Here is a 19,943-nt window from a genome sequence, read left to right as displayed (position 1 = left end):
CTGCGCGGAGGGGTTCTGGTAATGCAACAAGGACTATTTCAATGGCTGAACAATTCGACGTCGTCGTCATCGGTGCCGGCCCGGCCGGTTACCACGCTGCCATCCGCGCGGCCCAGCTTGGCCTGAAGACCGCCTGCATCGACGCAGCGCTGGGCAAGGACGGCAAGCCGGCCCTGGGTGGCACCTGCCTGCGCGTGGGCTGCATCCCGTCCAAGGCGCTGCTGGATTCCTCGCGCCAGTTCTGGAACATGGGCCACATCTTTGGCGACCACGGCATCAGCTTCAAGGATGCCAAGATGGACGTCGAAGCGATGGTTGGCCGCAAGGACAAGATCGTCAAGCAGTTCACCGGCGGCATCGCCATGCTGTTCAAGGCCAACAAGGTCGCCGCCTATTACGGCTTCGGCGAACTGCAGCCGGGCAACGTGGTCAAGGTTACCCAGCATGACGGCTCGGTCGTCGAGCTGAAGGGCACCAACGTCATCATCGCCGCCGGTTCGGATTCGATCGAACTGCCGTTCGCCAAGTTCGACGGCGAGACCATCGTCGACAACGTCGGCGGCCTGGACTTCACCGAAGTGCCGGCGCGCCTGGCCGTGATCGGCGCCGGTGTGATCGGCCTGGAACTGGGCAGCGTGTGGAAGCGCCTGGGTTCGGAAGTGACCATCCTGGAAGCGCTGCCGGACTTCCTGGCTGCGGCCGATACCGAAGTGGCCAAGACCGCCGCCAAGGAATTCAAGAAGCAGGGCCTGGACATCCGCCTGGGTGCCAAGGTCTCCAAGGCCGAAGTGACCGGCAAGGGCAAGAAGAAGGAAGTCGCCCTGACCTACACCGACGCCGAAGGCGAGAAGTCGCTGGTCGTGGACAAGCTGCTGGTGGCCGTCGGCCGTCGCGCCGCCACCAAGGGCCTGCTGGCCGAAGGTACCGGCGTCAAGATCAACGAGCGTGGCCAGATCGAAGTCGACGCGCACTGCCACACCGGCGTCAACGGCGTCTGGGCGGTCGGTGACTGCGTGCGCGGCCCGATGCTGGCGCACAAGGGCTTCGAGGAAGGCATCGCGGTTGCCGAACTGATCGCCGGCCTGCCGGGCCACGTCAACTTCGACACCATTCCGTGGGTCATCTACACCGAGCCGGAGCTGGCCTGGGTCGGCAAGACCGAGCAGCAGCTGAAGGCCGAGGGCATCCCGTACAAGGCCGGCAGCTTCCCGTTCGCCGCCAACGGCCGTGCCGTGGCGATGATCGAGCCGGCAGGCTTCGTGAAGGTTCTGGCCCACGCCGAAACCGATCGCATCCTGGGCATGCACCTGGTGGGCGCCAACGTGTCCGAGCTGGTGCACGAAGGCGTGCTGACCATGGAGTTCAGCGGTTCGGCCGACGACCTGGCGCGCATCTGCCACGCCCACCCGTCGCTGTCGGAAGTGGTGCACGACGCGGCGATGGCCGTGAGCAAGCGCGCGATCCACAAGGCGAACTGATCCATCGGGCAGTGCCGGCCGCTGGCCGGCATCGCTGGATGCTGAAAACCCCGCCTCGGCGGGGTTTTTTGTTACACGATGACTCCAGAACAAGGACGGGACCCATTGGCACCCGGCGCGCGGCAGACGAGCGGATCACCCCTGCCCTCACGCGGGCGTCGACCTCCAGTGCGGTAGGCTCTGCCTGAGGTCGCGTTGCATCGCCAAGCCACGGATGCGCGACAGGTGGTGCTCCCGCACCTGCTCGTGGGGCTGTTCAGACATTGGAGATCTCCATGGAGAACGAACGAATCGAGACTCGGGGCGAAGATGGCCGCAGGGTGTTGGTATTCAAGTTCTGGCCTCACTTCGACGCAACGATTCTTCCCGGCACAAACCTGGCCGAAGGCCTGCCAAGGTATGCGCTGGCAAACGGCAATTCCGTAACCTTCGACGGCGTGGATTTCGAGATCGCCGCTACCGGCGAAGAGCTGGTCCGGTCGTTGGCCATCCAGCGACCACCATCGGGCTGATTCGTTCGTCGTGTGGCCCGGCAGCATCTGCCAATCTGCAGCGGATCAGTGAACGGCCGGCCGCGCAGACCGGGCCACATGCCCAGACTGCCTGACCCAGCGTGGCCCTGCATCAACGCTGCGGCGGTGTGCGTTCCCGGTCCGTAGTGTCCGACTTCGGCGGATCGTCACAGATCCGGTGTTGGGCGATCACTTCACCCACCTTCCATTCCTTTACCACCCGGCAGCTTTCCTTCCCGGTGTCCTTGTCGGTCGTTTTGACTTCCGCCTTGCCGGCAGCATGCTGACGCTCAAGGTAGGCCGACGGCGGATCCTTGGCCAAGGCCGGCGCCGCCATCAGCAGCGCCAGCGTCGTGATGGCAAGCGGCCTCATGCCGTCACCGCGCCGCGGCCACCACCCAGCAGGCGTGCCGGCAGCATGAACAGCGCGCGCAGGAAGGCGAACAGCGCCGAGAAGGTGATGCCGACCAAGCGGAACGGCAGGCTCAGCAGCCACACGAATGGCCAGGCCACCAGCGCCAGGATCGCCAACGGCCAGCACAGCACGAACAACAGGCACCACACACCGAGCGCGAACAAGGTCTTCATCACAGGCTCCCTCGGCGGCACCCCGCCGCCCGCCATCACCTTGGCGCCCCGCCCCCAGCCCGGGCAAACGGTTTGCGACGAAACCCGGCTGGGGGCGATGAAACCGATGGTGGGGAAACCGGAGATTCAGGAGGTTGCCGGCCAGCGGCCGGCACTACCGAACGGATTCACACCGGCACTGCGCCCGGACGACCGTGGCTCACCTGGAAGCGCGCGGCCGTGCGAACTTCCGCATCGCGCCGCAGCACGCTGTCGGCGAAGCGCAGTTCCGCGTCCACGGTCTGCCGGTTCAACTGCAGCTTCCACCAGCCACGACGGTCGCCATCGAAATAACGGATGTGCGGATTCTGCGGGATCGACGGACCGTAGTACGGGCCATACGGCGTGTCATCGCCGCCACTGCTGATCGCTGGGGCGATGAACTCGGTTGCGATCACCGGTGCATCCACGGCATCGAAATCCAGCTTCAGGTCATTGACGAACGTGGAGTGCCAGTCACCGCCCAGTACGATGGCGTTGCCCTGCCCGCCGGCTTGCATCGCCTGCAGCAGGCGCTTGCGGGCGGCCGGGTAGCCATCCCAGGCGTCGTTCCAGAAACGTTCGCGCGGCGTGCCCTGCTCCAACCGCAACTGCGCCACCAGCAGCTGCTGCACCACCACGTTCCAGCGTGTTCCAGCCGCGGCCGCCATCGACTGCGCAAACCAGGCCTCCTGCCCCACTCCGAGCATGCTCATGCGCGGATCCAGTGCCGCCTCGCAGCGTGGCGATTCACCGACGCCACAGGGGTTGGCCGGACGGAACTGACGGCAATCCAGCAGCGTCAGCTGGGCCAGGTCGCCGTAGCGCAGGCGGCGGTGCACGCGCAGGCCACCGTTGCCGGCCGGCGTGCTGCGCATCGGCAGGTGTTCGTAGAACGCGCGATACGCAGCGGCGCGGCGAACGATGAAGTCCTCGGTCGGCACGTCGCTCTTTTCCGGATGGATGCCGGAATAGTCATTCTGCACTTCGTGGTCGTCCCAGATTACCGCGAAGGCGTGCGCGGCGTGCGCGGCCTGCAGGTCCGGGTCGAGCTTGTACAGCGCGTACTGGTCGCGATAACGCTCCTGGCTGAGGGTCTCACCGCTGAAGCGCTGTGCGTCCAGGGTGCTGCCACGCGCATTCTGCAACGGGCTGTATTCGTACAGGTAGTCACCGGCATGCAGCACCAGATCGACATCGCTGCGGGCGATATCCGCCAGTACCGGATAGTAGCCGCTGTTCCAGGCCTGGCAGGTGCACAACGCCAGTCGCAGCTGCTGCAGCTGCGCATCCGGCAGCGGCGCGGTGCGGAAATGCCCGATCGGACTCTCCTCGCCGCCGTCGCAGGCGAATCGATAGTAGTAATCGCGCCCTGGACGCAGGCCGGTCACTTCCACGTGCACCGAATGTGCCAACTCCGGCACGGCCGCCGCCACGCCACGCTGCACCAGCCGGCGCATCGCCGGATCTTCGGCAATGAACCAGCGCACCGGGATCGCGCGCGACGGCATGCCACCGCCGTTGAGGGGATCCGGTGCAAGACGCGTCCACAGCACCGCGCCCTGCGCATCCGGATCACCCGCGGCGATGCCGAGGGTGAACGGATCGCGCCCCAGTCGCGGCCGCGGACCGGTGGCGGCTACGCCAGGCATGGCCGCCAGTGCGATCGCCGCTCCGGTCCCCTGCCAGGCCAGGCGCAGCAGACGACGGCGGGTTTCCGGATCGGCGATGCGCTCCATCAGAAGCGCACGGTCGCGGTGGCCATCACCTGCCGCGGCGCACCGACCTGCATGGTCGCCAGGCTGCGGGTGGGATCAGCAGCGTAGGTGCCGTTGGTGTTGATGGTCGCCAGATACTGCTTGTCGGCCAGGTTGGTCAGGTTCAGCGCCAGGGTCAGGTTCTGCGCCGGGCCGAGCTTGCCCATGTCATAGGCCACCGACGCATTGATCAGCCAGTAGCTCGGCACGGAGACGTCATTGGTGTAGGTCACGTAGCGCTTGCCGACATGGTTGGCCGCCAGGCGCAGGTCCCACGGGCCCGGCGTCCACGCCAGGGTGCTGGCGAACATCCATTCCGGAGTGTCGACCGTCTTCTTGCCGCGGGTCGGCACCACACCGTTGTTGACGTAGTCGTTGTCGTAGCTGCTGTCATTCCACGACAGCGCATTGGACCAGCTCAGGTCGCGCATCGGTTTCAACTGCAGGGTCGCCTCGGCACCGCGGCTGGTGACCGAGCCGACGTTGGAATACAGCGCCGGGCAACCGAGGATGCCCACGCACTGGGCGATGGCCAGCAGGCGGTTGTCGAACTTGACGTCGTACACCGCGACCGAGGCTTCATACCCCTGGCCATAACCGCGCCAACCCAGTTCGATGGTGCGCGACTGTTCCGGCTTCAGGTCCTTGGCGCTGGCATCGAACGCTACCTGCGGAACATTGAACGGACTGCCCACACCCAGCGCGTAGGCCGCGATGTTCTTCGCATACGAACCGAAGATCTCGTTGCGCTCGTCCAGCTTGAAGTTGAAGCCGGCCTGCGGCAACAGCCCCTTCTTCGCGGTGAGGCTGCTGTTGTTGGCATAGCTGCCCAGCGGCGTGCGCACGCTGGTGCGGGTGTTGGGCGACTTGGCACCGACGTCGATGGTCAGGCGGTCGTCGAACAGGCGGAAGCGGTCCTGCACGTAGAACTGGCGGGTGATGGTGGTGTAACGCTGGTGCCACACGCGCTGGTCCGGATTGCGCAAGAAGAAGTCGTCGGTGATCGGGCCATCGATGTAGTAGAAGTTGCGCTGCACGCTGTGGCCGTTGTCTTCGTACCAGAGGCCGGCCTCCAGTTCGTGGCCGCCGACGTTCCAGGTGAACGCCGAGGTCACGCCGGTGCGGTCGATCGCATACTCGGTCGTGCGGATCGAGATCGGAATCTCGCGACTGGTGCCCGGGTTGGAAGGATTGGACGGGCTGAACCAGTGGCCCTGGCCGCGGTTGCTGTGGTTGTAGACGTTGACTTTCAGGCGCATCGTCTCGTTGAGGCCGAAGTCACCGGCGATGCTGGAGACATCATCGTTGCGCAGGCCATGGCCCGAGTAATACGCATCCCACGGGCTGTTGACGCCGCCGCTGTACTGGCCACGCGCAGCTGCCAGTGCACGGTTCCAGTCCGGCGCATAGTTGTCCCAGTTCCAGCCCAGGCGATCGATCATCTCCAGCGACAGGTCCTGGTAATCGGCCTCAACCCGGCGCGAGGCGTTGAACAGTGCGGTGATGCGGCTGTCGACGCCGAAGTTGTAGGTCGCCTTGCCGTTGAACTGCTTGAGTTCATGCGAGCCCTTGCCCTTCCACTTGTCGCTCTCCGAATACGCACCGGACAGGTAGGCGGCGAAGCCCTGGTGTTCGCCGGTTTCCAGGCGTGCATAGCTGCGGCGTGCACTGTCACTGCCCAGGCTCTGCGCCACCACGACACCGTATTCGGTGGAAGGATCGATGGAATAGAACTGGAACACCCCACCCAGGTTGCTGGTCGACGGCGTGCCCAGCGCACCGATGCCGGTGGAGACCTCGGCGCCGCCCAGGTTCTCGCTGATCACCGCGCGGCTGATGTGCAGGCCGTTGCTGTTGCCATAGCTCATGTTGCCCAGCGGGATGCCATCGAGCGTGTAGCCCAGGCGGTTCTGGTTGAAGCCGCGCAGACTGATGCTGGTGGACCACTCGTAGGCACCGGTGGCATCGGCCGATTCGAAATGCACGCCCGGCTTGCTGGCCAGCAGCTTCAGCGGGTTGGCGCCGGGCGGCAGCACCTTCATGTCCTCGGCGGTCACGCGCTGGACCTGGCGCGCCTCGCCCCGGCCGATCACCGAGACCGAATCCAGGGTGGTGGCCGACTGCGCGTCGACGGCAGGAGCGGTTTCAGCGGCGGCCAGCGATGGCAGTGAGGCACAGACCAGCAGGGCCAGCAGATTGCGGCGAAGCGGAGCATGGCAAGACATGGGGATTCCTTGGGCGCGCTGGACGCCGAAGGGCGGCGTCAAAGGAGCAGCAGCGGCGGAATCGTAGAAGCGTTGCGTTACATGTCATTTACACGCCACATACGGATTTTTGGCGATCCGAGTGGAGAATATGACGCCGGGTGCGCTGGAACGAAAAGAGCCGAGCATCGCCTCGGCTCTACGCTACCTGGTGGACGTTGCCGGCCAGCGGCCGGCACTACCGTTACTCGAACGAACCGACCGAGTCGTGGGCCAGGTTGTCGAAACGGGTGTATTCGCCGAAGAACTTCAGCTTGCACGAGCCGGTGGGGCCACCACGGTGCTTGCCGATGATGATCTCGGCCAGGCCCTTGTCCGGCGAATTTTCCTTGTTGTAGTAATCGTCGCGGTAGATGAAGACGATCATGTCCGCATCCTGCTCGATTGCGCCCGATTCGCGAAGGTCGGCCATCACCGGGCGCTTGTCGGTACGCGTTTCCAGCGAGCGGTTGAGCTGGGACAGCGCGATGACCGGCACGTGCAGTTCCTTGGCCAGGCCCTTCAGCGAACGCGAGATCTCGGAAATTTCGGTCGCGCGGTTCTCGCTGTTGCCCGGCACGCTCATCAGCTGCAGGTAGTCGATCACGATCAGGCCCAGGTCGTGCTCGCGCTTGAGGCGGCGGCACTTGGAGCGCAGGATCTCCGGCGACACGCCTGGCGTATCGTCGATGAAGATCTTGGTTTCCTTCAGCATCTTGATCGCACCGGTCACCCGGCTCCAGTCCTCGTCCTCCAGCTGGCCGGTACGCAGGCGCTGCGCGTTGATGCGGCCATTGGAGGAGATCAGGCGCATCGCCAGCTGCGATGCGGACATTTCCATCGAGAACACCGCCACGCCCTTCTTCGACTTGATCGCCGCGTACTCGGCGATGTTCAGGGCGAAGGTGGTCTTGCCCATTGCAGGACGCGCGGCAAGGATGATCAGGTCGGTCGGCTGCAGGCCGGCGGTCATCGCGTCGAAATCAGTGTAGCCAGTCGGCAGGCCGGTGATGTTGCCGCCATTCTCGAAGCGGTTGCGCAGCTCTTCGAACGCGTCCTTCAACGCACCGGGCATGGCCACGAAGTCGGTACGGCCGCGCGCGCCCTGTTCGGCAATGGCGAACACGCTCTTTTCCGCAGCGGACAGCAGCTCGCTGCTGTCACGGCCCTCGGGCTGGAAACCATCGTTGACGATGTCGGTGCCGACCTGGATCAGCTGCCGCAGCACCGCCTTGTCGCGCACGATCTCGGCATAGGCCACGATATTGGCTGCCGACGGCGTGGTGCTGGCCAGTTCGATCAGATAGGCGCCATCGCCCACCAGCTCCATCTTGCCCTGCGATTCGAACCACTCGCCCAGGGTCACCGCATCGAAGGGGCGCTCGCGCTCGGACAGCTCGCGGATCGCCCGGTAGATCATCTGATGGTCGCGGCGGTAGAAGTCACCCTCGGTCAGCTGATCGTTGACCCGGTCGTAGGCGTCTGGTGCCAGCATCAGGCCGCCCAGCACCGCCTGTTCGGCCTCCACCGAGTGCGGCGGCACGCGCAACTGGTCGATACGCGATTCATCGCGATCGCGATCGAAGCCATCGCCGCGCTCTCTGCGGTTGGAACGGAAGCCGGAACGGGCGGACATGCTGCGGTGTTTCCTGCAAAAGGGGCCAGACGAGTGTAGGCATGCGCCGACCCCGGCGACCATGGACAAATCTGTGGATAAGCCGTGGAAAAACGGGGGATATCCGCCTGAGCCTGTCCAGACTGGCGCGAGGGCGTCGCATTGCCTGCGACGGGCGTCGTTGCGACGCCCGAGTGGACCATTATCGCAGATGGGAACCGCCGCTGCTGGCGTCAATCGCCCTTGGCATGTACCGCGATCAGGGCCAGGAACCGGTCCACATAGCCCTGCAGGAACGTCTGCGTGCCTTCATTGTGGATCGTACCGTCGGCATCGATCAGGCCATCCTTGAAGTGGATGAACGCCTCGGGCTGGCCAAGCACGTGCATGTCCAGGAAGGCCAGGCTGTTGCGCAGGTGCTGCTGGGCCACCGCCGTGCCGATCTGGCCGATGGAAGCACCGATCACCGCCGCTGGCTTGCCCGCAAAAGCGCTGTCGCCGTAGGGGCGTGAGCCGATGTCGATCGCATTCTTCAACACGCCCGGCACGGAACGGTTGTACTCGGGGGTCACGAACAGCACGGCGTCGGCGGCGCGTACCTGGTCCTTCAGGCGCGTGCCCTGTGCCGGGTAGCTGGCGTCGAAATCCTGGTCGTACAGCGGCAGGTCGCCGATCTGCACGTACTGGAAGCGCGCCTTGTCACCCGCAAGTTTCTCCAGCGCGCGGGCCAGCTTGCGGTTGCATGAGTCCTTGCGCAGGCTGCCGACGAATACAGCAATGGTGGGGACGGACATCAGGACATACTCCTCACGGTGCGGGAGGGCCAGCCTAGCCGCCGCGCCCTTCCCCGCCGGTGAAGATCAAGCGCGCTTCACGCCTGCGCGCACCTGCCGCCAGTGGTCCTGCCAGGCCTGGAACATCAGCACGTTCCACAGGTGCGTGTGCCACTTGCGCTGGCCGCCCAGGAACTGCTGCCACAGCGGCTGCACGGCGGCGGCCGACAGCACGCCTTCGCGTTCCAGTCGCGCCGGCTGCAACAGCTCGTCCGCCCAGGGCTTCAGATCGCCCTTCAGCCAATCACTGACCGGTGCGCCGAATCCACGCTTGGGCCGGTGCACCATCGACTGCGGCACGTACCGCCCCAGCACGCGCTTGAGCAGCACCTTGCTGGTCGACTCACTGCGCTTGAAGCCCAGCGGCAGCGACCACGCGAACTCGGCCACGCGCCAGTCCAGCAAGGGCGCACGTGCCTCCAGGCTGACCGCCATCGATGTGCGGTCGACCTTGCACAGCAGATCATCGGGAAGATAGCTGACGAAGTCGGCCAGCATCATCGCGTCGGCCGGCGTACCGGCACCATGCAGCGGATCGGCCAGATCGTAGAAGCTGCCCGCCTCGCGTGCACCGATCACCGCGGCCGCCGGATCGCGCCAGCGCGAGATGCGGTTGCGATACACATCGCCGATACCACGTGCGCCGGTTTCGGCCAGCAACGCGGCCAGCCCGCCGGTGCGCGACGCCTCGCCCTGCTGATGCGCACGCGCGCCCATCCAACGCCGCAGCGGCGCGGGCACCCGTCCCAGCATCTGCCAGTTGCGCAGCGCACGCACATAGCGGGTATAGCCGAAGAACAGCTCATCGCCGCCATCGCCGGACAACGCAACGGTCACGCCCTGGCGGGCGAGGCGGGCGACCAGCGCGGTCGGCACCTGCGAGGCATCGGCAAAGGGTTCGTCGAACATCGCCGGCAGCTGCGGCACCACCGCCAACGCATCGGCGCCACTGACATACAGCTCGGTGTGATCACAGCCAAGGTGGGTAGCCAGTTCCCTGGCCAACGGTGCCTCGTCGTGGTGCGAGCCGCTGAAGCCGATGCTGAAGCTGTGCACCGGCTGCCCGCTCTGCGCCTGCATCAGCGCCGCCACCAGCGACGAATCGGTGCCGCCGGACAGGAACACGCCCACCGGCACATCGGCGACCATGCGCAGCGCCACCGCATCCCGCAGCAGGCCATCCAGCTGCTCCTCGGCCTCCTCGATGCGGCCCTGGAACGGTGTGGCCAGTGCCGCCTGCATGCGCGCGCGCGCGTCCCAGTACGGACGCTGCGCCTGCTCGGGCCGATGGGCGCTGGCCCCGGCCGCCACCGTCGCCGCATCCAGCCGCAGCACGCGCCCGGGCATCAGTTTGTAGCAGCGCTGGTGGATGCTGTGCGGTGCCGGGATGTAATCCAGCCGCAGCAGCAGCGTCAGCGCATCGCGGTCGATATCGTTGTCGAAATCCGGGTGCTGCCAGAGCGCCTTCAGCTCCGAGCCGAACACCAGGGCATCACCGGCCCAGCCGTAGTACAGCGGCTTCTTGCCGACCCGGTCGCGGGCCAGCCACAAGCACTGTTCCTGGCGGTCCCACAGGGCGATGGCAAACATGCCGTTGGCGCGCTGCAGGGTGTCCTCGACGCCCCACTGCAGGATCGCGGCCAACAGCACCTCGGTATCGGAATGGCCACGGAACGCATGCCCCAGCGGCTCCAGTTCGGCGCGCAGCGTGGCGAAGTTGTAGACCTCGCCGTTGTAGGCCATCACATAGCGGCCGTCGGCCGAGGCCATCGGCTGGTGGCCCAGCGGTGAAAGATCGAGGATGCTCAGGCGCCGGTGGGCCAGGGCAATGCCAGCGGCGGCATCTACCCAGGTACCGCCGTCATCCGGCCCGCGATGGTGCAGCGCCTGGCCCATGGCCTGCGCCTGCGCCTGCAGGACCTCGGCCGGCGTCTGTGCCGCCGGCAACAACATACCTGCCAATCCACACATGCATCAGGGTTCCTGCGCCAGGTCGAGGGCGGCGCCAATCACCGCATTGTCGCTTGGAAGCCCGAACATTGCTGCCCCCGCCAGTGGCGTATAGGTATCGGCACCGCAGACCCGGCGCACGGGCAGGTGGCCATGGCCGGCCTCGACCAGCGCGGTGATCACGCCTTCGCCGACGCCACCACTCCGCCGCCCCTCGTCCAGCACCAGCACCCGCTGCGCAGTGGCGGCCTGGGCGCCGATGAAGGCCGCATTCAACGGCACCAGCCAGCGCAGGTCGACCACACGCACCTGCCAGCCCAGCTGCTGCTCGATGGCGACCGCTGCACGCAGCGCCATCGGCACACCGTTGCCGTAGGTGAAGATCACCAGATCGGTGGCATCCGGCGAGTACACCCTGCCCTCGCCCAGCACCAGCGCCTGCCCGGGCGCAGGGTAGTCGAACAACCACTGGCCGTCGCCGGTCGCGTGCAGATCCTTGGTCATGTAAAGGGCGATCGGTTCCAGGAACACCGCTACCCGGCCATCCACGCGGGCCAATGCCGCCAATGTGCGCAGCATCATCACCGCATCATCGCCACGCGACGGACAGCCCACCACCAGTCCCGGGATGTCACGCAGCGCCGTGATCGAATTGTCGTTGTGGAAATGGCCGCCGAACCCCTTCTGGTAGCCCAGCCCGGCCACCCGTACCAGCATCGGGTTGCGGAACTGGTCGTTGGAGAAGAACTGCAGCGAGCAGGCCTCGCCACGTACCTGGTCGATGGCGTTGTGCAGGTAGGCCAGGTACTGGATTTCCGGGATCGGCAGCATGCCCATGTTGGCCAGCCCCTGGGCCATGCCCAGGATCATGGTCTCGTCCAGCAGCGTGTTGAACACCCGGCGCGGGCCGAAACGGCGCAGCAGGTCGCGCGTCACCGTGTAAACGCCGCCTTTCTGCGCCACGTCCTCGCCAAACAACAACGCCTGCGGGTACTTGCCCAGCAGCTCCTGCAGCCCGTGGTTGATCTGTATCGCCAGATGCCGCGGCGGTTGCCCTTCGGGCAGCGAATCGGCGCCGCCATACAGCGCCTGCCGGGCCTCGATGGGCGCCACGCGCTCGGCCTCAGCCTGCACCGCTGCGGGCGTATAGGGTGCCAACGGCGTGATCACCTCCTGCAATGTCTGCAGCTTCGGCCGCGTGTCGGCATCGATGGCAGCGGCCATGCAGCGCGCGCGCAGGGTTTCATAGGCAGCCTCGACGCCCGCCGCATCCATCCAGCCCGATTCCAGCGCAATCTGCGCCGAGCGCAGCAGCGGGTCCTGCGCCTCGGCCGCACACAGTTCGGCCAACGCCCGCCATTCCACTTCGAAGTCGGTACCGGCGTGGCCCATCAACCGCGTGGTGCGCAGGTGCAGGAAGGTGGGCCGCCGCATGCGCCGGCAATGTTCGACCGCCGCCTGCACCTGTGCGTGTCCGGCCGCCAGGTCCAGGCCATCGGCAAAGAAATAGTCCAGGCCCGGTTGCCGGCTGAAGCGCTCTGCGATCCATCCTTCAGGGGTCTTCACCGAAATACCCAGGCCATTGTCCTCGCAGACGAACAGGATCGGCACCGGCAGCTTCTGATAGGCCGACCACATCGCGGTATTGAACGCAGTCTGCGCGGTGGCATGGTTGGCCGAAGCGTCGCCGAAGGAGCACATCACGATGCTGTCGGCGGGAATCGGCAGCGGCTGGCTCAGGCGCCTGCCACTCTCGATCGCCAGCGCGGTACCCACCGCCTTGGGCAGGTGCGAGGCGATGGTCGAGGTCTGCGGCAGCACCCACAGCGGCTTGCTGCCCCACACTTTGTGACGGCCGCCGCTGGCCGGATCATCGGCACTGGCGGCGAAGGACAGCGCGGCGTCGCGCACCGGATCCATGCCGGGCACCAGCCGCGCACGCTCGGCCATGAACGCGCCGGAACGGTAGTGCAGGAAGGCGGGGTCGGTGTGGCGGCAGGCGCGCGCAAGCAGCGCATTGCCTTCATGACCGGACGAGCCGATGGTGTAGAAGACCTTGTTCTGCACGCGCAGCACGCGCGCCATCAGGTCCAGCTGGCGACTGAGCAGCTGCGATTCGAACAGCTCGCCGAAGGCGGCGGCGGTGAGGGTGCTGCCCGGCAGGATCGGCGCATCCGGCGCCGGACGCGGCCGCGGGATGCCGCTCCAGGCGCGTACGGCCTCGAGGAAATTGACGTCACAGACCTCGGCGCGATTGAGACCGCGCATGCGTGCGGGAATGGGATCAGGAACCACAGCGAACATCGAACACCCTCCGTGTCGTTGTTGCAGACCGTAACGCCAAGGCTGCCCGACGCTTCCGCTGGTCGAGCACGCCCGACGCTGCAGGGGAATCAATCCGGTGCGTTGAACCGCGCGCGCACCTCGGCGGTCACCGCAGGCATGGGCACGAAGCGAGGCTGCGCTCGCACCCGCTGCAACCAGGCCCGCACCTGCGGGAATGGATCCAGTGCGATGCCACCGTCGGCGGCGACATCGGAATAGGCAAACAAGGCGATATCGGCGATACCGTAGTCATCGCCGGTGAACCACTGCGCCTGGCGCAGATGTTGCTCCATCACCGCCAGCGCGCTGGCAGCGCGCTCATGCAGGCGCGGCAGTTCAGCACGGCGTGGCGAGTCGGCCGGTGTCCAACCGCGGATGAAGCGTGCCACCGCCACGCAGGGTTCATGCGTGTACTGCTCGAAGAACATCCAGCTCAATGCCTGCGCACGCTGCCAACCGTCGGCGGGAAGATACGGCGTCCCCTCGGCCAGCCAGAACAGGATCGCATTGGACTCGGTCAGCACGCGGCCGTCGTCGCGCACGATCAACGGCACCTTGGCATTGGGGTTGAGGGCGAGAAATTCCGCTGTATGGGTCTGGCCGTGGGCGCTGTCCACCTCCACCCAGCGGTAGCGGCTGCCAAGCTGTTCCAGCAGCAGGCGCACCTTGTGGCAATTGCCCGAGACCGACATGCCATGCACCGTCAACGCAATGCGTTCTTCCACCATTGCCTGCTCCAGGGAGGTCCCGGCCTGCAGCCGGCTGTCCGCAGTCTGGCAAGCAGCTTGGCGATTGCCAAGCGCGGGTGCAGCATGGCGATTCGGTAGTGCCGGCCGCTGGCCGGCAACCTTGATGCAGCTGGATTTGTGCGATTGTCGGCCAGCGGCCGACACTACCGGGCAGCGCTCAGCTTGCGCGCTGCTGCCACTGCCCGCGCGATTGCCCCCAGATTTCCAGCGGCTTGCCTTCATAGGGCGGTGGCAACTGCCCCATGCGCAGCAGCGTACTGCCGAGCTTGCGTGCAACCACCTTCGAATTTTCGTTGTCTTCGGCGATGGTGTGGATCACCTCATCCCAGCCCAGCGTATCGAACGCCCAGTCGATGGCTGCGATCGCCGCCTCCGGTGCGTAGCCCTTGCCCCAGCTGGCCCGGCGGATGCTCCAGCCGACCTCGGTGCCGGGCCAGTCCTGCGGCTGCCACGGCCCCATGCGACCGATCCATTCACCGCTGGATTTCTCGATCACGCTGAACATCGAGAAGCCGAACAGCTGCCATGCGCCGGCCAGGCTGCAGAAGCTGCGCCATGCCACCGAGGGTGCCTGCACACCGCCCAGCGTGCGCATCACTTCCTCATCGGCGCAGAACGCCAGATAGGGAGCGTAGTCCTGCCGCTGCGGCGGACGCAGGATCAGGCGTTCGGTTTCGATGCGCAGGTCAAAGATGCTCATGGCGTCATGGTAGAGCCACGCCACGCGTGGATGAACCCCACCCATAAAAAAACAGGCCAGCAGAGGCTGGCCTGTTCGTTACCGATGTTGCCGGAGAATTACTGACGGTTCGCGGTCGCGTCGCCGGCTGCAGCCGTCTGGGTGACCAGCTGCCCATCCACCACCGGCAGGCGATCGCTGGCCGGCTTGTTGTCCATACGCACGGTCTTCTCTGCGCCGTCGTAGCGGTAGGTCACGTTGTAGCCCTTGACCACGTCACTGGTGCCCATGGCAATGCGGTTGCCCGGCTTGCTGCCCATGCGCATGGTGCCGGTGGTGCCGTCTTCATTGCGGTAGGTCACGTTGTAGCCGGTGACACGGCTCGACTCGGAGGTCGCCGTTTCGGTGTGGCACTGGCGCTCGGTGCGGTTGACCACGCGGCCACCCACATGGCGCTTGTCGACCTGGTTGCCGATGAAGCCACCGGCCACGGCACCGGCAGCGGTCGCGGCCTTCTTGCCATTGCCGCCGCCCACCTGGTTGCCCAGCAGGCCACCGACCACGGCACCGACCACGGTGCCACCGACGTTGCCGTCACGCTCGGGCAGGCGTTCCTGCACCACCACGTCCTGGCAGACCTCATGCGGGGTCTGGGTGGTGGACGTCTCGCGTACCGGATCGGTGCCGATCACGGTGGCATAGGCCTTCTGCTTCTCGGTGATCGGATCGACCTTCAGCACATCGGCGTATTCCAGGCCACGCGGCGCACTGGCGTCCACTGCGTCGCCACGTGCGCCATCGTCGGTGGCATTGCCATCGACCAGGCGCGATTCACTCGGGTTTCCGGCGCTCAGCTGCTCCGGCGACTTGTCGCCGCTCTTCATGAAGGCGGCGGTGGCGATACCACCGACCAGCAGCGCGCCCGCTGCGACCAGGACAGTTGTAGTTGTGCTTTTCATGACCTGCTCCTTGCGGACCGTCCGCAACGTTCTCAGGCCAGATTGCAGCATGCGGTGCCTGAACGGAATCTCCACATTTCCTGCTCACTGCCGTAACCCATTCAGCATCTGGAAATGCTGGGCCCGTGGTAGCGTTTGCACATTCCCCAGGAGGACCTCCGCCATGGCCAACCCGATGCTGCTGCCGGTCCTGCAATGGGCGCGCCGGCTGCGCTACCCCACCCTGTTCAAGCTGACCGCCGGCCTGTTCGCGCTGACCCTGTTCATCCCCGACCCGATTCCGTTCGTCGACGAACTGATGCTGGGCTTGGGCACCCTGCTGCTGGCCAACTGGAAGAACCGCAGCGCGACCACGCCACCGCCCCTGGAGCAGCGTTGAACCTGCTGGTCGACAGCCACTGCCATCTGGATGCCAGCGAATTCGACGTTGACCGCGAGGCGGTCATCGACCGCGCGCGCGCTGCCGGCGTGCAGATGCAGGTGGTTCCGGCGGTCACTGCGGCCAGCTGGCCAAAGCTGCGTGAGGTCTGCCAGCAGGCGACCGGGCTCTACCCCGCCTATGGCCTGCACCCGATGTTCTTGGACCAGCACCGGCCAGAACACCTGCCGCAGCTGCGTGAATGGATCGAACAGGAGCGGCCCTGCGCGATCGGCGAATGCGGGCTGGACTTCTTCGTCGAGAGCCTGGATGCCGAGGCCCAGCAGGAGTACTTCCTCGGCCAGCTGAAGCTGGCCCGCGAGTTCGATCTGCCGGTGATCGTGCATGCCCGCCGTGCAGTGGATGCGGTGATCGCGGCGATCCGTCGCATCGGTGGCCTGCGCGGCGTGGTGCACAGCTTTTCCGGCAGCCCGGAACAGGCCGCACAATTGCACAAGCTGGGATTCCTGCTTGGCCTGGGCGGACCGTTGACCTACGAGCGTGCGCAGCGCCTGCAGCGGCTTGTCCGCGAGATGCCGCTGGAACAGTTGCTGCTGGAAACCGATGCGCCGGACCAGCCCGACGCGGGTATCCGTGGCCAGCGCAACGAGCCGGCGCGGCTGGCGGTTATCGCCCGCCACATCGCCGCGCTGCGCGGAATGGACATTGAAGACGTGGCGCGGGCCACCACGGACAACGCACGGCGGCTGTTCAACCTGCCTGCACCGTGAAGGTAGTGCCGGCCGCTGGCCGGCACCACCAGATCACACCCCGGCCTCGGCCTCAACCGATTCGGCCTTCACCTTCTTCGGCTCCAGCAGCATCTCCAGCGCCTTGCCCACGGCCGCGAATGCAAATGCACCGGTGATGTGGGTGGCCGCGCCCAGGCCGGCGCCGCAATCGAGCTTCAGGGCCGCATCCGCGCCCAGGTTCGGCCGCAGGCCACAGACACTCCCATCGGCCTGCGGATATTTCACGTTTTCCAGCGAATACACCGCCGGCACACCGAAATAGCGCTTGGCATTCTTCGGGAAGTTGAATTCACTGCGCAGCTTCTTGCGGATCAGCGCCAGCATCGCGTCATGCTCGGTGCGCGAGACATCGCGGATGCGCACCAGGGTGGGATCGGTACGGCCGCCGGCCGCGCCGACGGTCAGCAACGGCAGCTTGCGGCGGCGGCACCAGGCGATGGTTTCCACCTTCACCCGGAAGCTGTCGCAGGCATCGATCACCAGGTCGAAACCGCGGTCCAGCAGTTCGGCCATGTTGGCCGGGGTCAGGAACGCCTGCACGGCGTCGACCTCGATCTGCGGATTGATCGCCCGGCAGCGCTCGGCCATGGCCTCGGCCTTGTTGCGGCCGTAGTTGCCTTCCAGCGCCGGCAGCTGGCGGTTGGTATTGGATACGCAGATGTCATCGGCATCGATCAGGGCCAGATGGCCCACCGCCGAGCGCGCCAGCGCCTCCACCACCCACGAGCCGACGCCGCCCATGCCGACCACGGCAACACGGCTGCCCTGCAGGCGCTCGAGCGCGCCGACGCCATACAGCCGTTCAATACCGGCGAAGCGTTGTTTGACCTGTTCGTTCATCGGGCTATTTTAACGTGCTGGTCCCCTGACTACAGCACGACGACGCCGAACCCACCGTTGCACGCCCGGAGCGCCCGCCATGAGTGCCAGCCCACCCCGCCGCCCGTCCACCGCCTACCGCTATCTGTTCGTGCTCGGCCTGGGCCTGCTGATCGGCCTGATTGCCACGGTGATGGTCGGCCGCGCACTGCAGGCACGCCGCGATCCGTTCCCGGACAGCCTGATGCAGGTGATGCAGCGGCAGGCGGATCTGCTGCAGCAGGCTCAGCAGCAGAACCGCTGCAGCCTGGCCGACAGCGTCCCGCGCCTGCAGGTGCTGCGCCTGCTGTCCAACGATCTGGACCAGGCCTTCCCCGGATTGAAGGACAGCCGGCAGTTCCAGCAGCACGCCAGCCAGTACCGGGCCGGTCTCAATGCGGCATTGGCCAGCCCGCCGATCGACTGCAACGCGTTGGCGCAGCAGGTCCAGGCACTGCAGGACGATTGCCGGGCCTGTCATCAGGACTTCCGCTGATTCATCTTCGAGTGGGCGAAGGCCGATGTGGTTGGCGCCTTGTTCACGTTGGAAAGAGGAGGATTCGCTGACCCTGCTGCATGACGCAGTACCACCCAACGCACCCGCCTTCACGGCCAGGAGATGCCCCATGAAGATCCAGCTCATCGCCGCCAGTGTCATCGCAACCGTCGGCCTGGCCGGCTGTGCCACCTCGCCGGGCTACGGCGGTGGTGGTTACAACAACGGCTACAACAACGGCGGCTACGGCAACAACTCCGGTTACAACCAGGGCCGCTGCGCCGACTGCGGCATCGTCACCCGCATCAATGCCGTGCAGTCTGGCCGTACCGCGCCCTCCGCCACCGGCGCGATCCTCGGCGGTATCGTCGGCGCGGTTGCCGGCCATGAGATCTCCGACCACACCGGCGGCAGCCGCGGCAACAAGAACATCGCCGCCGCCGCTGGCGCCGTGGGTGGCGCATTGGCGGGCAACCAGATCCAGAAGAACGTCACCAGCGATACGTATGACATCAGCGTGCGCATGGATGACGGCCGCACCATCGTGGTCAACCAGCGCGACCTCGGCGGCATCCGCGAAAACACCTATGTCCGCGTGGTCAACGGCAAGGTCATCCTGCGCTGAACCGCAGCGGGCCCCGGCCGATCAGAACCGGAGCAACAAAAAAAGGCCCGCTTGCGCGGGCCTTTTTCATGCCGGCAAGCGGCAGGTATTACGCCGGCTGGACCTTGTCAGCCTGCAGGCCCTTCTGGCCCTGCACCACTTCAAAGCTCACAGCCTGGCCTTCCTTGAGGCTCTTGAAGCCCTGGGTCTCGATGGCACGGAAGTGCACGAACACATCCTCGCCATTCTGCCGGCTGATGAAGCCGAAGCCCTTGGCATCATTGAACCACTTCACGGTACCGTTCTCGCGATCAGCCATCTCACTAACTCCCTTTGACTCTCTACTTGTTGTTGGATACGCCTGTTGGGCGGCTGACAAGCAAGGGGGAAGCGAGGTGCATCGATGCAGCGGATCGGAACGATCTTGCTTCATCAGGCCACGATCCACGGTGACCTTGCCAAGCTCAGCGACTGCAACTTAACCCGACCAAAACGAAAAAGCAACTGGCAAAAACCTTTCACTGTCAACCCCAAAAAGACAACCATACTGGACAGCATGGACCTCTCATTCATCTTGTATCTGCTAGCGGTCATTTTTGTCCTCATCGGCATCGCCGGCATCGTCCTGCCGGCCCTGCCGGGCATCCCACTGGTCTTCATCGGGCTGGTGCTGGCGGCCTGGGCAGACGGGTTCGTCCATGTCGGCTGGCCCACTCTGCTGATCCTCGGCGTGCTGACCGCGCTGTCGCTGCTGGTCGACGTGCTGGCGACCGTAGTTGGCGCCAAGCGCGTGGGCGCCAGCCGCAAAGCGCTCTGGGGCACCTTCATCGGCAGCATCGTCGGCCTGTTCTTCATGCCGATCGGATTGTTCGCAGGGCCGTTGCTGGGCGCGCTGCTGGGCGAGTACTGGCATACCCGCGAGCTCGGCCGCTCGACCAAGGTCGGGCTGGCCACCTGGCTTGGCATCCTGCTGGGCCTGGCGCTGAAGCTGGCGCTGGTGATCGCGATGCTGGGCCTGTTCGCCTTCGCCTGGTTCCTGTGAAGCATGCGGCCTTCACGCAGCGCGCACGCACACGCCGGGCATAAACCCGTGGGGCTGGCCGTTACCG

Annotated in this window: 20 protein-coding genes; 7 read left to right on the top strand and 13 right to left on the bottom strand. The window is 65.9% G+C overall.

Going from position 1 to position 19,943, the window contains the following annotated elements:
• Positions 1–41: 41 nt before the first annotated feature.
• Together lpdA and AB4Y98_RS10515 are read left to right on the top strand one after the other, a co-directional pair.
• On the top strand, positions 42–1,478 hold the full coding sequence (gene lpdA / locus AB4Y98_RS10520; protein WP_032951934.1) for a dihydrolipoyl dehydrogenase: 1,437 nt from the start codon (positions 42–44) through the stop codon (positions 1,476–1,478).
• A 275-nt stretch (positions 1,479–1,753) separates the two neighbouring features.
• The gene (locus AB4Y98_RS10515) at positions 1,754–1,990 is read left to right on the top strand and encodes a hypothetical protein (RefSeq protein ID WP_312108796.1); all 237 of its coding nucleotides are present in this window, start codon (positions 1,754–1,756) and stop codon (positions 1,988–1,990) included.
• Positions 1,991–2,102: 112 nt separating this feature from the next.
• Here AB4Y98_RS10515 and AB4Y98_RS10510 read toward each other — a convergent pair whose 3' ends face one another.
• The 11 genes from AB4Y98_RS10510 to AB4Y98_RS10460 all read right to left on the bottom strand — a co-directional run bounded on the left by AB4Y98_RS10510 (position 2,103) and on the right by AB4Y98_RS10460 (position 15,706).
• On the bottom strand, positions 2,103–2,363 hold the full coding sequence (locus AB4Y98_RS10510) for a hypothetical protein (protein ID WP_312108798.1): 261 nt from the start codon (positions 2,361–2,363) through the stop codon (positions 2,103–2,105).
• Positions 2,360–2,578 (bottom strand): hypothetical protein, encoded by a 219-nt coding sequence (locus AB4Y98_RS10505; RefSeq protein ID WP_100552980.1) that lies wholly within the window; start codon positions 2,576–2,578, stop codon positions 2,360–2,362. The genes AB4Y98_RS10510 and AB4Y98_RS10505 overlap by 4 nt, the downstream gene beginning before the upstream one ends.
• A gap of 167 nt (positions 2,579–2,745) precedes the next feature.
• Positions 2,746–4,335 (bottom strand): alkaline phosphatase D family protein, encoded by a 1,590-nt coding sequence (locus AB4Y98_RS10500; protein WP_442244314.1) that lies wholly within the window; start codon positions 4,333–4,335, stop codon positions 2,746–2,748.
• Positions 4,335–6,578, bottom strand: a complete 2,244-nt coding sequence (locus AB4Y98_RS10495) for a TonB-dependent receptor domain-containing protein (protein WP_442244313.1) — start codon at positions 6,576–6,578, stop codon at positions 4,335–4,337. The genes AB4Y98_RS10500 and AB4Y98_RS10495 overlap by 1 nt, the downstream gene beginning before the upstream one ends.
• Before the next feature lie 223 nt (positions 6,579–6,801).
• Positions 6,802–8,232: a replicative DNA helicase gene (locus tag AB4Y98_RS10490; protein WP_099821134.1), complete on the bottom strand. Its 1,431-nt coding sequence runs from the start codon at positions 8,230–8,232 to the stop codon at positions 6,802–6,804.
• 212 nt (positions 8,233–8,444) lie between these two features.
• Positions 8,445–9,005, bottom strand: a complete 561-nt coding sequence (locus tag AB4Y98_RS10485; protein WP_033831525.1) for an NADPH-dependent FMN reductase — start codon at positions 9,003–9,005, stop codon at positions 8,445–8,447.
• A gap of 66 nt (positions 9,006–9,071) precedes the next feature.
• Positions 9,072–11,015 carry an asparagine synthase (glutamine-hydrolyzing) gene (gene asnB / locus AB4Y98_RS10480; protein WP_223495689.1) on the bottom strand — a complete coding sequence of 648 codons (1,944 nt, stop codon included), beginning with the start codon at positions 11,013–11,015 and terminating at the stop codon, positions 9,072–9,074.
• Positions 11,016–11,018: 3 nt separating this feature from the next.
• Positions 11,019–13,298 (bottom strand): thiamine pyrophosphate-dependent enzyme, encoded by a 2,280-nt coding sequence (locus tag AB4Y98_RS10475; protein ID WP_442244312.1) that lies wholly within the window; start codon positions 13,296–13,298, stop codon positions 11,019–11,021.
• 89 nt (positions 13,299–13,387) lie between these two features.
• Complete coding sequence (locus tag AB4Y98_RS10470) at positions 13,388–14,047, bottom strand: glutathione S-transferase family protein (RefSeq protein ID WP_025876778.1); 660 nt, start codon at positions 14,045–14,047, stop codon at positions 13,388–13,390.
• A gap of 178 nt (positions 14,048–14,225) precedes the next feature.
• Complete coding sequence (locus AB4Y98_RS10465; RefSeq protein WP_363732680.1) at positions 14,226–14,768, bottom strand: GNAT family N-acetyltransferase; 543 nt, start codon at positions 14,766–14,768, stop codon at positions 14,226–14,228.
• 98 nt (positions 14,769–14,866) lie between these two features.
• Entirely contained in the window at positions 14,867–15,706 is an 840-nt protein-coding gene (locus AB4Y98_RS10460; RefSeq protein ID WP_025876774.1) for a glycine zipper 2TM domain-containing protein, read from the bottom strand.
• Between the two features lie 163 nt (positions 15,707–15,869).
• Between AB4Y98_RS10460 and AB4Y98_RS10455 the strand changes: the two genes are divergently transcribed.
• Both AB4Y98_RS10455 and AB4Y98_RS10450 read left to right on the top strand, forming a co-directional pair.
• Positions 15,870–16,085, top strand: coding sequence for a DUF6116 family protein (locus tag AB4Y98_RS10455; protein ID WP_080148438.1), 216 nt, complete (start codon positions 15,870–15,872; stop codon positions 16,083–16,085).
• A complete protein-coding gene (locus AB4Y98_RS10450) occupies positions 16,082–16,855 on the top strand; it encodes a TatD family hydrolase (RefSeq protein WP_442244311.1) in 774 nt (257 codons plus the stop codon). The genes AB4Y98_RS10455 and AB4Y98_RS10450 overlap by 4 nt, the downstream gene beginning before the upstream one ends.
• A gap of 33 nt (positions 16,856–16,888) precedes the next feature.
• Here the strand turns inward: AB4Y98_RS10450 and AB4Y98_RS10445 are convergent, their stop codons facing one another.
• A complete protein-coding gene (locus AB4Y98_RS10445) occupies positions 16,889–17,716 on the bottom strand; it encodes a tRNA threonylcarbamoyladenosine dehydratase (protein ID WP_309909450.1) in 828 nt (275 codons plus the stop codon).
• Positions 17,717–17,795: 79 nt separating this feature from the next.
• On the opposite strand from AB4Y98_RS10445, the gene AB4Y98_RS10440 reads away from it, so the two are divergent.
• Together AB4Y98_RS10440 and AB4Y98_RS10435 are read left to right on the top strand one after the other, a co-directional pair.
• Positions 17,796–18,230 carry a hypothetical protein gene (locus tag AB4Y98_RS10440; protein ID WP_442244310.1) on the top strand — a complete coding sequence of 145 codons (435 nt, stop codon included), beginning with the start codon at positions 17,796–17,798 and terminating at the stop codon, positions 18,228–18,230.
• A 130-nt stretch (positions 18,231–18,360) separates the two neighbouring features.
• Positions 18,361–18,855, top strand: coding sequence for a glycine zipper 2TM domain-containing protein (locus tag AB4Y98_RS10435; protein ID WP_032978839.1), 495 nt, complete (start codon positions 18,361–18,363; stop codon positions 18,853–18,855).
• Between the two features lie 88 nt (positions 18,856–18,943).
• On the opposite strand, the gene AB4Y98_RS10430 is transcribed toward AB4Y98_RS10435, so the two are convergent.
• Positions 18,944–19,153: a cold-shock protein gene (locus AB4Y98_RS10430; protein WP_025876765.1), complete on the bottom strand. Its 210-nt coding sequence runs from the start codon at positions 19,151–19,153 to the stop codon at positions 18,944–18,946.
• Positions 19,154–19,390: 237 nt separating this feature from the next.
• On the opposite strand from AB4Y98_RS10430, the gene AB4Y98_RS10425 reads away from it, so the two are divergent.
• Entirely contained in the window at positions 19,391–19,876 is a 486-nt protein-coding gene (locus AB4Y98_RS10425; RefSeq protein ID WP_033831531.1) for a DUF456 domain-containing protein, read from the top strand.
• Positions 19,877–19,943: the final 67 nt, after the last annotated feature.

The sequence above is a fragment of the Stenotrophomonas sp. 2YAF26 genome (assembly GCF_052114625.1).
Lineage (GTDB): Bacteria > Pseudomonadota > Gammaproteobacteria > Xanthomonadales > Xanthomonadaceae > Stenotrophomonas > Stenotrophomonas indicatrix.
The sequence above is the reverse complement of the archived record's forward strand: the minus strand, read 5'-3'. Positions and strand labels throughout refer to the sequence as shown.